At 64.2% G+C, this 12,705-nt stretch carries 17 protein-coding genes and 1 riboswitch; of the genes, 9 read left to right on the forward strand and 8 right to left on the reverse strand.

The annotated features are described in order from the left end of the window. The first annotated feature begins 115 nt into the window (after window positions 1–115). Window positions 116–1,306, forward strand: a complete 1,191-nt coding sequence (locus BBA01S_RS18700) for an acyl-CoA dehydrogenase (RefSeq protein WP_027817791.1) — start codon at window positions 116–118, stop codon at window positions 1,304–1,306. 105 nt (window positions 1,307–1,411) lie between these two features. Here the strand turns inward: BBA01S_RS18700 and BBA01S_RS18705 are convergent, their stop codons facing one another. After that, window positions 1,412–2,050, reverse strand: a complete 639-nt coding sequence (locus tag BBA01S_RS18705) for a peroxiredoxin (protein ID WP_027817792.1) — start codon at window positions 2,048–2,050, stop codon at window positions 1,412–1,414. 464 nt (window positions 2,051–2,514) lie between these two features. Here BBA01S_RS18705 and BBA01S_RS18710 point away from each other — a divergent pair, with 464 nt between their 5' ends. The 3 genes from BBA01S_RS18710 (at window position 2,515) to BBA01S_RS18720 (ending at window position 3,917) form a co-directional block, all read left to right on the forward strand. Continuing rightward, window positions 2,515–2,817, forward strand: coding sequence for a DUF883 family protein (locus tag BBA01S_RS18710; RefSeq protein ID WP_027817793.1), 303 nt, complete (start codon window positions 2,515–2,517; stop codon window positions 2,815–2,817). Between the two features lie 201 nt (window positions 2,818–3,018). After that, window positions 3,019–3,402: a phage holin family protein gene (locus tag BBA01S_RS18715; RefSeq protein ID WP_027817794.1), complete on the forward strand. Its 384-nt coding sequence runs from the start codon at window positions 3,019–3,021 to the stop codon at window positions 3,400–3,402. Between the two features lie 26 nt (window positions 3,403–3,428). Continuing rightward, window positions 3,429–3,917 (forward strand): DUF3318 domain-containing protein, encoded by a 489-nt coding sequence (locus tag BBA01S_RS18720; protein WP_027817795.1) that lies wholly within the window; start codon window positions 3,429–3,431, stop codon window positions 3,915–3,917. Between the two features lies 1 nt (window position 3,918). Here the strand turns inward: BBA01S_RS18720 and BBA01S_RS18725 are convergent, their stop codons facing one another. From BBA01S_RS18725 to glyA, 7 genes are all read right to left on the reverse strand, one after another. Beyond that, a complete protein-coding gene (locus tag BBA01S_RS18725; protein ID WP_027817796.1) occupies window positions 3,919–4,338 on the reverse strand; it encodes a type IV pilin protein in 420 nt (139 codons plus the stop codon). A gap of 20 nt (window positions 4,339–4,358) precedes the next feature. Next, the gene (locus BBA01S_RS18730) at window positions 4,359–4,850 is read right to left on the reverse strand and encodes a pilus assembly PilX family protein (protein WP_084162299.1); all 492 of its coding nucleotides are present in this window, start codon (window positions 4,848–4,850) and stop codon (window positions 4,359–4,361) included. Between the two features lie 8 nt (window positions 4,851–4,858). Further along, window positions 4,859–5,656 (reverse strand): PilW family protein, encoded by a 798-nt coding sequence (locus BBA01S_RS18735; protein ID WP_042297525.1) that lies wholly within the window; start codon window positions 5,654–5,656, stop codon window positions 4,859–4,861. Then, window positions 5,653–6,039, reverse strand: a complete 387-nt coding sequence (locus BBA01S_RS18740) for a hypothetical protein (RefSeq protein WP_027817799.1) — start codon at window positions 6,037–6,039, stop codon at window positions 5,653–5,655. The genes BBA01S_RS18735 and BBA01S_RS18740 overlap by 4 nt, the downstream gene beginning before the upstream one ends. Continuing rightward, complete coding sequence (locus BBA01S_RS18745; RefSeq protein ID WP_084162301.1) at window positions 6,036–6,581, reverse strand: GspH/FimT family pseudopilin; 546 nt, start codon at window positions 6,579–6,581, stop codon at window positions 6,036–6,038. Before BBA01S_RS18745 ends, BBA01S_RS18740 begins: the two co-directional genes overlap by 4 nt. A 186-nt stretch (window positions 6,582–6,767) precedes the next feature. Next, the gene (nrdR, locus tag BBA01S_RS18750; protein WP_027817801.1) at window positions 6,768–7,250 is read right to left on the reverse strand and encodes a transcriptional regulator NrdR; all 483 of its coding nucleotides are present in this window, start codon (window positions 7,248–7,250) and stop codon (window positions 6,768–6,770) included. Window positions 7,251–7,268: 18 nt separating this feature from the next. After that, on the reverse strand, window positions 7,269–8,516 hold the full coding sequence (glyA, locus tag BBA01S_RS18755; RefSeq protein WP_027817802.1) for a serine hydroxymethyltransferase: 1,248 nt from the start codon (window positions 8,514–8,516) through the stop codon (window positions 7,269–7,271). A gap of 160 nt (window positions 8,517–8,676) precedes the next feature. Continuing rightward, a riboswitch (ZMP/ZTP riboswitch) is annotated at window positions 8,677–8,832 on the reverse strand. A 158-nt stretch (window positions 8,833–8,990) separates the two neighbouring features. On the opposite strand from glyA, the gene ydfG reads away from it, so the two are divergent. The 5 genes from ydfG (at window position 8,991) to tolA (ending at window position 12,602) form a co-directional block, all read left to right on the forward strand. Further along, window positions 8,991–9,737 carry a bifunctional NADP-dependent 3-hydroxy acid dehydrogenase/3-hydroxypropionate dehydrogenase YdfG gene (ydfG, locus tag BBA01S_RS18760; protein WP_027817803.1) on the forward strand — a complete coding sequence of 249 codons (747 nt, stop codon included), beginning with the start codon at window positions 8,991–8,993 and terminating at the stop codon, window positions 9,735–9,737. A 65-nt stretch (window positions 9,738–9,802) separates the two neighbouring features. Beyond that, on the forward strand, window positions 9,803–10,294 hold the full coding sequence (gene ybgC / locus BBA01S_RS18765) for a tol-pal system-associated acyl-CoA thioesterase (protein ID WP_027817804.1): 492 nt from the start codon (window positions 9,803–9,805) through the stop codon (window positions 10,292–10,294). Window positions 10,295–10,452: 158 nt separating this feature from the next. Further along, window positions 10,453–11,130 (forward strand): protein TolQ, encoded by a 678-nt coding sequence (gene tolQ, locus BBA01S_RS18770; RefSeq protein ID WP_027817805.1) that lies wholly within the window; start codon window positions 10,453–10,455, stop codon window positions 11,128–11,130. Window positions 11,131–11,148: 18 nt separating this feature from the next. Then, the gene (gene tolR, locus BBA01S_RS18775) at window positions 11,149–11,595 is read left to right on the forward strand and encodes a protein TolR (protein WP_027817806.1); all 447 of its coding nucleotides are present in this window, start codon (window positions 11,149–11,151) and stop codon (window positions 11,593–11,595) included. Continuing rightward, entirely contained in the window at window positions 11,592–12,602 is a 1,011-nt protein-coding gene (tolA, locus tag BBA01S_RS18780; protein ID WP_027817807.1) for a cell envelope integrity protein TolA, read from the forward strand. Before tolR ends, tolA begins: the two co-directional genes overlap by 4 nt. The last annotated feature ends 103 nt before the right edge of the window (window positions 12,603–12,705 follow it).

Raw genomic sequence — 12,705 nt, forward strand, 5'->3', positions numbered from 1 at the left:
TGGTGATACACTGAAGTCAATTTGCAAAACATTGTTCCGCTTAGCGGAACTCAAGTCAAGCGCAAATTGCCCCAGGCAAAGCCCGAATCGGGTGACGAGACTCAGGAGAGACACCATGGCCGCACACGCCCAGTTCCATTGGGAAGATCCGCTGTTGCTCGACCAGCAGCTCACCGACGACGAGCGCATGGTGCGCGACGCCGCCGCCGCTTACGCGCAGGACAAGCTTGCGCCGCGCGTGGTCGAAGCGTTCCGCCATGAAAAGACCGACGCCTCGATCTTTCGCGAGATGGGCGAGATCGGCCTGCTCGGCCCGACGATCCCTGAACAGTACGGCGGCCCCGGCCTGAACTACGTCGCCTACGGCCTGATCGCGCGCGAAGTCGAGCGCGTGGATTCGGGCTATCGCTCGATGATGTCGGTGCAGTCGTCGCTGGTGATGGTGCCGATCTTCGAATTCGGCTCGGACGCGCAAAAAGAAAAGTACCTGCCAAAGCTCGCGAGCGGCGAATGGATCGGCTGCTTCGGACTGACCGAGCCGAACCACGGCTCCGATCCGGGCAGCATGGTCACGCGCGCCAAGAAGGTGAACGGCGGCTACTCGCTCTCGGGTTCGAAAATGTGGATCACGAACTCGCCGATCGCCGACGTGTTCGTCGTCTGGGCCAAGCTAGAAGAAGACGGCAAGGACGATATTCGCGGCTTCATCCTGGAGAAAGGCTGGAAGGGCCTGTCCGCGCCGGCGATTCACGGCAAGGTCGGCCTGCGCGCGTCGATCACGGGCGAGATCGTGCTCGACGAAGTGTTCGTCCCCGAGGAAAACCTCATGCCGGGCGTGAAGGGCCTGCGCGGGCCGTTCACCTGCCTGAACTCGGCACGCTACGGCATCGCGTGGGGTGCACTGGGCGCGGCGGAATCGTGCTGGCATACGGCACGCCAGTATGTGCTCGACCGCAAGCAGTTCGGCCGCCCGCTCGCTGCGAACCAGCTGATCCAGAAAAAGCTCGCCGACATGCAGACGGAAATCACGCTGGGCCTGCAAGGCTGCCTGCGCCTGGGCCGCATGAAAGACGAAGGCACCGCCGCCGTCGAGATCACGTCGATCATGAAGCGCAACTCGTGCGGCAAGTCGCTCGACATCGCGCGTCTTGCGCGCGACATGCTGGGCGGCAACGGCATCTCGGACGAGTTCGGCGTGGCGCGTCACCTCGTGAACCTCGAAGTGGTGAACACGTACGAAGGCACGCACGACATCCACGCGCTGATCCTCGGCCGCGCGCAGACGGGCATCCAGGCGTTCTTCTAAGCGCCCTCGCCGCGCTTCGGCGTCTGATTCAGGAAGCAAAAAAGCGCCGCACGATCAAACGTGCGGCGCTTTGTTCTTTGTGCGCCAGGAAAGCGCGGTGAGCGCTTACTTGTTCGGCTGCGGCGTCAGGCGCAGGTACGGGCGCAGGGCCTTGTAGCCCTTCGGGAACTTCTGCTTGATGACTTCTTCGTCCTTGAGCGACGGCACGATCACGACATCGTCGCCCTGCTTCCAGTTGCCGGGCGTGGCCACCTGATAGTGGTCGGTCAGTTGCAGCGAATCGATCACGCGCAGGATTTCGTCGAAGTTGCGGCCCGTGCTCGCCGGGTAAGTGATGATGAGGCGCACCTTCTTGTTGGGATCGATCACGAACAGCGAGCGCACCGTCAGCGTCTCGTTCGCATTCGGATGGATCATGTCGTACAGCGTGGAAACCTTGCGGTCGCCGTCGGCGAGAATCGGGAAACCCACGCTTGCGGCCTGGGTCTCGTTGATGTCCTTGATCCACTCGTTATGCGACTCGGCGCTATCCACCGACAGCGCGATCGTCTTCACGTTGCGCTTCTCGAATTCGTCCTTGAGCTTGGCCGTCAGGCCCAGTTCGGTCGTGCAGACCGGCGTGAAGTCGGCCGGGTGCGAGAACAGCACGCCCCAGCTATTGCCAAGCCACTCGTGGAACTTGATGCGGCCAATGCTCGAATCCTGCTCGAAGTCGGGTGCGATATCGCCAAGACGTAGACTCATGGTGCGGCTTCCTTTGAACGAAGGGGGCGGCGCAGATCGGCCTGCCCGTGTTGATCCGATGTGACGCGATGCGTTGCCGTACGTTGCCATACGGCAGCCAGGCCGTGCGATGCGCCGGTGGACATTCACGACATTGAAGCATACAGGGCACCCCTATGCCCCGCGAACGAACATCGGCTCACACTGGTATGCGTTTTTGTAATTTTGAACAGCGGCGCGGAAACTTTACGTGCCGGATCAACTCCATGTCTGTCCTTGCGGATTTTTCGTACACGTTGCCGAGGATCGCGGTGGAGCGCAGTGAACACCCGCCATCCTTGATTCAACAGCGATAATCGCGCTTGCAGGAACGAATCGTGCGTCGGTTTATCGATGATCGGGCTGCGGCGGCGGCGCGCCACGCTTGCCAGCGTCCGTATCTTTGTTACGATTCACGCGTAATGTGACACGATCGGAGCCAGTCAATGTCAGAGGTCAATAAGGAGAGGCTGATGTCGGATATCAAAACCGTCCTCGCGGATGCAGAGGATCTGCTCAAGCAAGCGGCGAGCGCCACGGGCGAACGTGCTTCGGAGCTGCGCGAAACGGCCCTCTCGCGCCTGAAGCAGGCGAAAGAAAAGGCGGCGGACGTTCAAGTCGTCGTCGTCGAGAAGGGCAAGAAAGCCGCGCGTGCAACCGATGACTATGTACACGAACATCCGTGGACGTCGATCGGCATTGCCGCTGGCGTCGGCGTGCTCGTGGGCTTGCTGATCAACCGCAAGTAAGACTCGCCAGGGGTCTTCGCGAGACGGCCACCGCGCCGTCTCGCGACCCGGTTGCGCCGTGCATCGGCGCGAACCACTTTGGCCCAGCGCTCATGCAGCAGGCCGGTGCGCCGCACCGGCCTGTCTTTTCTGGGCGCTTTTTTCGCGCAGCTTCTGCGCGCGCCCGCCAACGTGCACGCGTTGGCGCAACCCTCACTCGCCATGACGACAGACACCCGCTCGCAGCATGAACATGGGCCGTTGCGCCGTCTCCTCGGCTCCGCGTTCTCGATCATCCAGACCCGGCTCGAGCTTATCGGCATCGAACTGGCCGAAGAAAAGGAACGCCTGCTGGGCGTGCTCTTCCTCGGACTTGCGGCGATGATGCTGGCGACCATGGCGCTGATCGCGCTGACCGCACTCGTTGCGATCGCGTTCTGGGACACGTGGCGCTGGCAGGCGCTCGCCGGGATCACGCTCGTCTACGCGCTGGCCGCCCTGGTCTGCGCACTGAAGGCACGTCAGGGACTGCGCAATGCGCCGCTGGTCTTCCAGGCGACGCTCGAAGAATTCGAGAAAGACCGCGAAATTCTTCGCAAACCCTAGCCTTCGCAAACCCTCGCACCGACGCCATGAGCCAACTTCGCCCGGATCAAGCCTTCCGCCCCACGCGGCCGCACAGTCGCGACCTCTCGACGCCGCAGATGCGCGCCTTGCGCAAGGAACTGCTGCTCGTACGCGCCAGCGTCGAGCGCGCCGAACTGGCCGCCTCGGTCATCGAACTGCGGGAAACCGTCACGCACTTCAGCTGGCTGCGCTTTCTCGTGCCTGGCTTCGGGCGCGTGGCCGCCAGCGCGTCGGGATCGACGAGCGCGTTCAGCAGCGGCCTGAGCAGCCTGCTCAAGCAATACCCGATCTTGAGCTCGCTCGTATCGTTCGTGGTAGCCAAGCCGCTGCGCGACGGCATTGCATCGGCTGCCAGGCCAGTCGTCAAATGGGGCGGCCTGGCGTTCACCGCCTATGAAGCATGGCGTGTGTGGCAGCAGATACGCGGCCAGCGCGATGGCGCCGATGTCCGCACGCGTCGCGCAGGCCGCGAAGAAGACGACCTCACCGGCTGAGTCAACGGTCTCTCCAGCAATCTCGCGGGGAGAGACTAGCGCCTGCGGGTTCGTTGCTGCGCATACCGTTGGCGTCGAGGACGAACGCGCCGCACGGATCGTCGCGCATCGGCCCAGTCTGCGTGGGCGACGCCGCGATCGCGTAGCCGCCATTCGACTCATCCCCTGCTCGCAGCTTCAGCCGGTACACGGCATTGCCCGACGGTGGCGCCTGATCGATGCCCGCTGGCAGCGACGCCGCCGTGGCGCCCTGCGCATCCACGTACTGTGCCGCGCGATAAAGCGCGGTGACGGCATCGATGCGATGGCCGCGTGCAATCTGCCCGCTCCAGCCCGGCAGCGCGAAAGCGGCGACGATCGCCGCCGCGGCTAACGCGATCATCAGCTCCAGCAGCGTAAAGGCGTGGGTGCCGCGTCGCATCGCTCGATCTCCTCTGCATTTTAAAAAGGCCGCGCAACGACACGGCGCCAATGGCGCTCGACATGCGTGCCGTCGATCACCAGTTGCATTTGCAGCCAGCTTTGCGCGTCCTGCGTCGCGCCGAAACCCCGCGCTGTGATGAGCCACGCTCGCACGGCAGGCCGCGCTTCTATACGCCACGCCTGCACAAGGCATTGAGGCGGGCGCACCGAACCCGGCCACGCCGAACGAGGCGTCGTCGCCAATGCGTCGAACGTGTCCTGCCTGCGCCATTGCTGCGGCTCGCCAACTTGCGCGGGCGCAGAATACGCCGATGCCGCACCGTCGATCAACGCTCGCGCGCAAAGCGTCAGCGCGCCATCTGCAGCGCGAAAGGACTGCAGCTGATCGATCACCGAGGCCGCGTTGCGCGCCTCGAAAAGCGACGCCTCGAACCACGCCGCCGATGTCACCAGCATCATCGACGCGATCAGCACTACGATCGGCAACGCGACGCCGCGCTCACGATTCATCGCCCGCCTCATGGCTGCGCCCAGAGCACATTGCGCAGCGCCACATGCCGCCAGAACGCCTGGCGGGCACGCCCATCGCTTGCCGTAAGCGAAGCGCCATCGCAATCGACATAGCGCGCGCGGCGACCCAGTGACGCGCCACGCACGAGCACGCAGAGATCGACCGCCACAACCGAGTCCCAACGCTCGCGCGTCAGCGCGGCGGCGTCGGCGGCCTGCGCTGCGCCCGCTACCCAGTAGCGCACACGCAGGCGCTCGACGCCTTCTACAAGCGGCTGCGCGGTGCCGGTCTTGCCGTTGCCCTCGCAATAGAGTTCGGGCTCGCCGGTCGACGTGCTCGTCTTCGCGTGAAAGCGATTGAGCACTTCGCCCTGCGACACGCCAATGGCCTGACCAAGGCAGTCGGTGGCCTGCCCGTTAGCCGCGAGCCACGTGGATTCGGCGTCCCCGCGATAGCGCACCGCGACGCCGTCCGATCGGCTCGACAGCGCCTCGCACGTAAGGCTCGCGGCTGCCCCCGTGGGACGCCCTGCGGTGCAGCCGAAGATGGGCGGCCCGGACAGCGCGGTTGCATCGTCGGCGGAAAGAAAACCGGCCATCTGGATCTGCTCGCCGATGAGCGTCACGGCGTTCACGCCCGCTTCGTGAATGCGTGCGGCGTCGATCGCATACGCGAATGCCTGGCGCTGCGAACGATACGCAGCAACAGCGCCGCCGATCACGACGAGCCCAAGCGCCACAGCGATTGTGAATTCGAGCAACGTATGGCCTGCGCTAGCATGCAAGCGCGGCAAGAGACGCCTCATTGCGCAAATGCGAGCGCTACGCATGCCTTGTCCCCCCGCCCCGCTGTTGCGCCCGCACACTCGGGCTCGGGCTCAGGCCCAGCTTCGTCACGCGGCGCTGTCCACATCAGCACGAACAGCGAACCCGTTACGCTGAGCTGCCCGTTCGGCACCAGCGCGACCGCACGCGCGCTCCATTGATCGCGCGCAGCCGCGCTACGGCCGAGCGTCGCTTCCGCCATCGCATCGACGGCGAAGGCCGCGCGCGCCCGTGTCGCGCTCGCCGATGCGTGCCGCGCCAACCCTAGCTGCGCGCTCAGCACGCCCAGGCCGCACGTCGCCATCAAGGCCATCGCCAGCGCGACTTCAAGCAGCGCCAATCCTGCCTGTGCACGCCTCGTCATGTCCCGGCTCCGCAAGCGCCATCGCTGATACGCGCGCGCCCGCCTGCGGCGACGCGTATGCAGCGCCGCCAGGACGCTTCGCGCGTCGAAGCCGATGTCACACGCGGCGCGATCTCGAAATTGCGCAGCGTGCCGATCGCCTGTCCGGCAGGCGGCGTGAATGTCAGCGCCGTGAGCGTCGACGCCACGCTGATCTCGTCGATAGACGGTTGCACGCGCAACAGAACAGACGCGCCCGCACGCTCGGCCATCACTGCCCAGCCACACGACCAGTCGGCCATCCCCGATGGGCAACGCTTGCCTGCCGCAAGGCATAGCCGCGCCGCGTCGATCCGGCACACCGACACGCGCGCCTTGCGCCGGATCGATTCGCTGCGCGCATAGGACAGCGTGCCGAGCAGCGCATTGGCGCGCGCGTCAACCTGGTCGCGCACGCGCCACGCGACAAACACGGGCGCACTCGCGCTCGCGCAAATCGCGATCAGCACGATTACCGCCATGGTTTCCAGCAAGGTGAAGCCGCACTGCCTGCGCCATTTCATCTGCAATCCTTATCGTTAAGGTATTGCCATCAATCTATCGATCAACGAGAAACGGAACAATTAGCCGAACGGCTAGCTATCGCGCGCGCAGTCCACTCGCGAGAATGCGAGGGTCACGGGCAACAGCGGGAAGAAGGGAGAAGAGAGATGCGAAAGAAAGCAGTGCGCCAGCCAGGGCGCTGGCGTTTAGCGCTTCCTGGGCGGCTTGGCTGCGTCGCTCGCACGGCGGAATTCCTCGATTACGTCCTCGAATTCGGAAACGTCCTCGAAGCGCCGGTACACGGACGCAAAACGCACAAAGGCCACTTTGTCGAGTTCGCGCAGCTCGCCCATCACGAGTTCGCCCAGGCGCTCGCTGCGCACTTCGCGCTCGCCGCTACCGAGCAGTTGATACTCGATGCGGGCAACCGCCGCGTCGATCGCGTCGGCAGCAACGGGCCGCTTGCGCAGCGCCAGTTGCATGCTCGCCATGATCTTGCGGCGGTCGAATTCGGTGCGGCTGCCATCCTTCTTGACGATGGCCGGCATCGCCAGCTCGACCCGCTCGTACGTCGTGAAACGTTTGTCGCAGGCCGGGCAGCGACGGCGGCGCCGGATCGCGGCGCCGTCCTCGGACACGCGCGAGTCCACCACTTGCGTGTCTTCATGCCGGCAGAAGGGGCAGCGCATACGGGCTCGGCGCCTGGCTTAGCCGTAGACCGGGAAACGCTTGGTCAGCTCGGACACTTGCGCCTTCACGCGCTCGATCGTTGCTGCGTCTTCCGGATTGTCGAGCACGTCGGCGATCAGGTTGCCCACCTGCTCGGCTTCCTTCACGCCAAAGCCGCGCGTCGTCATCGCCGGCGAACCCAGGCGGATGCCGCTCGTCACGAATGGCTTTTCCGGGTCGTTCGGGATCGCGTTCTTGTTCACGGTGATATGCGCGCTGCCCAGCACGGCTTCTGCCGCCTTGCCCGTGATGTTCTTCGCGCGCAGGTCGACCAGCATGACGTGGCTTTCCGTGCGGCCCGAAACGATGCGCAGGCCGCGCTTGACCAGCGTTTCAGCCAGCACGCGTGCGTTCTCGACCACTTGCTGCTGGTAGGTCTTGAACTCCGGCGATGCGGCTTCCTTGAACGCCACCGCCTTGCCGGCGATCACGTGCATCAGCGGGCCGCCCTGGATACCGGGGAAAATCGCCGAATTGATGGCCTTTTCGTGCTCGGCCTTCATCAGGATCACGCCGCCGCGCGGGCCGCGCAGGCTCTTATGCGTGGTGGTCGTAACGAAGTCGGCGAACGGCACCGGGTTCGGGTAGACGCCCGCTGCGATCAGGCCGGCGTAGTGCGCCATGTCGACCATGAAGTACGCGCCAACGGCCTTCGCGACTTTGGAAATACGCTCGAAGTCGATGCGCAGCGCGAATGCCGACGCACCCGCGATGATGAGCTTCGGCTTGGTTTCGTGCGCGCGCTTCTCCAGCGCTTCGTAATCAATGTCTTCGTTCGCGTCGAGGCCATAGCTCACGACGTTGAACCACTTGCCGCTCATGTTGAGCGCCATGCCGTGCGTGAGGTGGCCGCCTTCGGCGAGGCTCATGCCCATGATGGTGTCGCCCGGCTTGAGCACGGCGAAGAACACGCCCTGGTTGGCCTGCGAACCCGAATTCGGCTGCACGTTGGCGGCTTCGGCGCCAAACAGCGCCTTGATGCGGTCGATCGCGAGCTGCTCGACGACGTCGACGTTTTCGCAGCCGCCGTAGTAACGCTTGCCCGGATAGCCTTCGGCGTACTTGTTGGTGAGCTGCGAACCCTGCGCGGCCATGACGGCGGGCGAGGTGTAGTTCTCCGACGCGATCAGTTCGATGTGATCTTCCTGGCGGCGATTTTCGGCTTCGATCGCGGCGAAGAGTTCGGGATCGACGTTGGCGATGGTGCTTTCGGCTCTGTCAAACATACGGGTTCCGTTAAGTGTGTTCAGGTTGACCGGGTCTCGCGCGGAACGCGTAGCGGGTACGCGGCGCTGCTGGCGAAGAGGCCAGCCTTGACGTGGCGGAAGAAGGTACCGCTCACGCGAGGCAGGACAGCCCGTGCAGCGCTATTGAAAGCGCGCGGATCTCGGCTGCCCAGGCGAACGGCAAAACGGCACCCTGCGCTTCACGGTGGGTCGTTCCACCTTGAGCTCCCGATTGTGCTGCGCGAAGCACAGCTTGCCAGGCAATTGTTACATCTGTTGCCCTTCGAGAACCCTATCGCCAGTCACGCAGGGATTGAGCGCGTTAGTGTATTGGAACCGTCCATATTAGGCAACCAGACCGCCTTCGCGCCCCACGAGGCGAGGCTTGCGCGGGTCTTGCCGCTTCCTTGCCGCAGCGCGGCATTGGAAGTAGGCTTTCCCCTTTCCTCGCCTTCTACCGACCAGGGAGCAAACATGATTGTCTTCGTCACCGGCGCATCAGCAGGATTCGGCGCCGCCATCGCCCGAGCCTTTGTGAAGGGCGGCCATCGCGTCGTCGCCACCGCGCGCCGCAAGGACCGTCTCGACGCCCTCGCCGCGGAGCTGGGTGACGCGTTGCTGCCGTTCGAGCTGGATGTGCGCGACCGCGCCGCAGTCGAAGCCGCACCTGCCGCCCTGCCCCCCGAATTCGCCGACATCGACGTGCTCGTCAACAACGCCGGCCTCGCGCTTGGCGTCGAACCGGCCCAGAAGGCCGATCTCGACGAGTGGGAAACCATGATCGACACCAATTGCACCGGTCTGGTGCAGGTCACGCACGCGTTCCTGCCGGGCATGGTCGCGCGCAACCGCGGCCACATCTTCAACCTGGGTTCGGTGGCGGGCCGCTGGCCGTATGCGGGCGGCAATGTCTACGGCGCAACCAAGGCCTTCGTGCGCCAGTTCAGCCTGAATCTGCGCGCCGACCTCGCGGGCACGGCGCTGCGCGTGACCGACATCGAACCGGGCCTGTGCGGCGGCACCGAATTCTCGAACGTGCGCTACCGCGGCGACGACTCCAAAGCGGCCAACGTCTATAAGGATGTCGAGCCGCTCACGGCCGAGGACATCGCCGATTCCATCTACTGGATCGCCACGCGTCCGGCCCACGTGAACATCAATACGATCGAGCTGATGCCGGTCGCGCAGAGCTTCGCAGGGCTCACCATCCATCGCGGCTAAAAGCTTTCAGAATACTTTCTTAGCTCAGTCGTCCGAACGGCGTGGCGGCCGCGCGTTCCGGTAGAATGCGCGGCATGGAAAGATCCACCAGCAAGCCGGATACGGCCCCAACTCAGGCCGCAGACGGTTTTATTTGGCCAGTCCGCGTCTACTACGAAGACACTGACGCCGGCGGCATCGTGTTTTACGCGAACTACCTGAAGTTCTTCGAGCGCGCGCGCACCGAATGGCTGCGCGCGTGCGGCGTCGATCAGCGCAGGCTCGCTGAGGAATCGGGCACGCTCTTCGTCGTGCGCAGCACGGCGCTCGACTACCGGTCGCCCGCCCGTCTCGATGACGTCGTGACGGTCGTCAGCCGCCTCGACAAGCTCGGCCGCGCCTCTGTGGACTTCATGCAGGAAGCGTGGCGCGGCGACACGCTGCTGGCGACGGGCAAGATCCGCGTTGCCTGCGTCGACGGCGCCGCGATGCGCCCCGCCGCCATTCCAGGTCACGTTTTTGAGGCTCTGGAACGTGGCATGAAGAAAGTCTTGCCGGTTGTGTCAACGACAACTTAACTATTGCCGTTGATTACACCGCCAGTGAACTCGCGCCGGTCATTGCAGGACCAAGCTGGGGTCGGCCGCAGCCTTGCCCAGGCTTGCCGTTTGCCTTCGGGAAGCTTCGCTTTGTCTTGCAGCCGCTCGCCCCTCCCGGGACGTCACAACGAATCTTTATGAACACTACACAAGATCTGTCGATCATTTCACTCGTTCTTAATGCGAGCATACTGGCACAGGCGGTAATGGGACTTCTCCTGTTGCTTTCCCTGATTTCCTGGACCTTCATCTTCCGCAAGTGGTTTGCGATCCGCCGCGCGCGCAGACAGACCGAGCGCTTCGAGCGCGACTTCTGGTCGGGCGGCGACCTTCAGGCTCTGTATCAAAGCGCCGCCAACAACCGTCACACGATCGGCGCGCTCGAGCGTATCTTCGAGTCGGGCATGCGCGAATTTCTCAAGGCCAAAGAGAAACGTCTGAACGATCCGAGCCTCGTGCTCGACGGCGCACGCCGCGCGATGCGCGCAGCGTTCCAGCGCGAGATGGATGCGCTTGAAGCGAACCTCTCGTTCCTGGCTTCGGTCGGCTCGGTCAGCCCGTACATCGGTCTGTTCGGCACGGTGTGGGGGATCATGAACGCGTTCCGCGGTCTCGCGAACGTGCAGCAGGCCACGCTCGCGAACGTCGCGCCCGGCATCGCCGAAGCGCTGACGGCCACCGCGATCGGCCTGTTCGCCGCGATTCCGGCTGTCGTTGCTTACAACAGCTACGCGCACGACATCGACCGTCTGGCGATCCGCTTCGAAACCTTCATCGAAGAGTTTTCGAACATCCTGCAGCGTCAGGCCCACTAATCTTCAAAGGAGTCGAAGATGGCAGGCTCAATGCGTTCGAGCATGCGAGGCAACCGCTCACGCCGTGCGATGGCCGACATCAATGTCGTGCCTTACATCGACGTGATGCTGGTGCTGCTGGTGATCTTCATGGTGACCGCGCCGCTCGTGGCGCCGTCCATTGTCAATCTGCCGACTGTCGGCGGCGCGTCGCAGCAGCAGCAAGTGCCGCCCGTGGTGGTGAACATTCGCCCCGACGGCAATCTGAGCGTACGCTACAAGGATGATTCGGGCGCCACGCAGCAGGAAACCATGTCGCGCGCCGATCTCAATGGCTTTGTCGCCGACCGCGAGCAGAGCCATCCCGACCAGCCGGTCGTGATCGCCGCCGACAAGGCCGTCAAGTACGAGACGGTGATGAACGTGATGTCCGATCTGAAGGCGCACGGCGTCAAACGTGTCGGACTGCTCGTTAAATCGCAATGACCCGGAAGAACGAAACGTATCCACTGCAACCGCCTCGCGAGCGCGGCACGGGACGTGCTATAGCGCTCGCCGTGGTCATGCACGTGCTGCTCGGGTTCTTCCTCTACCACGGCATTCACTGGCAGAACAGCACGCCGGCAGGCGAGGAAGCGGAACTGTGGACGGAAGTCCCGGATCTCTCCACGCCAAAGCCGTTGCCGCCGCCCGTGCCGGTGCAGCCCGCCCCGCCGCCGCCGAAGACAGAAGACGCCGACATCGCGTTGCAACAGCAAAAGCGTAAGCAGCAGGAAGCGGCGCGCGAGGCGCAACTGGCCGAACAGCAGCGCGTCAAGCAACAGCAGGAAGCCGAAGCGAAGCGTCAGCAGCAGCTGGCTGCCCAGCAGGCTGCGCAACTGGCCGCCCAGCAGAAGCAGGCGAAGCTCAAGCAACAGCAGCAGCAAGAGCAGCAACAGGCCGCCGAGAAGCTCAAACAGCAGCAACAGCAGCAAGACGCGCTCAAGAAGCAGCAGCAGGAAGAACAGGAACAGAAGCAGGCGAAGCTCGACGCCCAGAAGAAGGCCGACGCCGAGAAAGCCGCCAAGGCCAAGGCGCAGGCCCAGGCTGACGCCCAGGCGAAGAAGATGGACGCCGAGCGGCGCGCGCGCATCGCGCAGATGCAAGGTGCGATGGGCGGCGGCGAAGGCTCCAGCGGCAACGGTCTCGCGAAGAGCGGCACTGGCAGCGGTTCCGGCGGCAACGCGGCTTCGGCAGGTTACTCGGACAAGGTGCAGCGGCGCGTACGTCCGAACATCGTCTGGGCCGGCGACACGTCGGGTCTGGAAACGGTGGTCTCGGTGCATTGCGCGCCTAGCGGCACGTTGCTTTCCGCGACGATCAAGCGCAGCAGCGGCAACTCGTCATGGGACGACGCAGCACTGCGCGCCGTGCAGCGCTCGGATCCGATGCCGCAAGACACCGACGGCAAGACACCGTCGAGTTTCTTGATTACCTTGCGCCCGGCAGGTTGACGGCGCAAGTCAGGGCACAGAAAGCTGGCGCGCGGCAGCAGACAAGGAACGATTCGATGCATTTCGGGTCTGTCTGCTGTCCCGCGATGTGACAAATATCGCT

This window comes from Paraburkholderia bannensis NBRC 103871, assembly GCF_000685015.1.
In the GTDB taxonomy this organism is placed as follows: Bacteria; Pseudomonadota; Gammaproteobacteria; order Burkholderiales; family Burkholderiaceae; genus Paraburkholderia; species Paraburkholderia bannensis.

Coding starts and splice junctions, on each gene's coding strand:
- BBA01S_RS18700 (WP_027817791.1), top strand. CDS start 116: ATGGCCGCACACGCCCAGTTCCATTGGGAAGATCCGCTGTTGCTCGAC.
- BBA01S_RS18705 (WP_027817792.1), bottom strand. CDS start 2,050: ATGAGTCTACGTCTTGGCGATATCGCACCCGACTTCGAGCAGGATTCG.
- BBA01S_RS18710 (WP_027817793.1), top strand. CDS start 2,515: ATGTCAGAGGTCAATAAGGAGAGGCTGATGTCGGATATCAAAACCGTC.
- BBA01S_RS18715 (WP_027817794.1), top strand. CDS start 3,019: ATGACGACAGACACCCGCTCGCAGCATGAACATGGGCCGTTGCGCCGT.
- BBA01S_RS18720 (WP_027817795.1), top strand. CDS start 3,429: ATGAGCCAACTTCGCCCGGATCAAGCCTTCCGCCCCACGCGGCCGCAC.
- BBA01S_RS18725 (WP_027817796.1), bottom strand. CDS start 4,338: ATGCGACGCGGCACCCACGCCTTTACGCTGCTGGAGCTGATGATCGCG.
- BBA01S_RS18730 (WP_084162299.1), bottom strand. CDS start 4,850: ATGAATCGTGAGCGCGGCGTCGCGTTGCCGATCGTAGTGCTGATCGCG.
- BBA01S_RS18735 (WP_042297525.1), bottom strand. CDS start 5,656: ATGAGGCGTCTCTTGCCGCGCTTGCATGCTAGCGCAGGCCATACGTTG.
- BBA01S_RS18740 (WP_027817799.1), bottom strand. CDS start 6,039: ATGACGAGGCGTGCACAGGCAGGATTGGCGCTGCTTGAAGTCGCGCTG.
- BBA01S_RS18745 (WP_084162301.1), bottom strand. CDS start 6,581: ATGAAATGGCGCAGGCAGTGCGGCTTCACCTTGCTGGAAACCATGGCG.
- nrdR (WP_027817801.1), bottom strand. CDS start 7,250: ATGCGCTGCCCCTTCTGCCGGCATGAAGACACGCAAGTGGTGGACTCG.
- glyA (WP_027817802.1), bottom strand. CDS start 8,516: ATGTTTGACAGAGCCGAAAGCACCATCGCCAACGTCGATCCCGAACTC.
- ydfG (WP_027817803.1), top strand. CDS start 8,991: ATGATTGTCTTCGTCACCGGCGCATCAGCAGGATTCGGCGCCGCCATC.
- ybgC (WP_027817804.1), top strand. CDS start 9,803: ATGCGCGGCATGGAAAGATCCACCAGCAAGCCGGATACGGCCCCAACT.
- tolQ (WP_027817805.1), top strand. CDS start 10,453: ATGAACACTACACAAGATCTGTCGATCATTTCACTCGTTCTTAATGCG.
- tolR (WP_027817806.1), top strand. CDS start 11,149: ATGGCAGGCTCAATGCGTTCGAGCATGCGAGGCAACCGCTCACGCCGT.
- tolA (WP_027817807.1), top strand. CDS start 11,592: ATGACCCGGAAGAACGAAACGTATCCACTGCAACCGCCTCGCGAGCGC.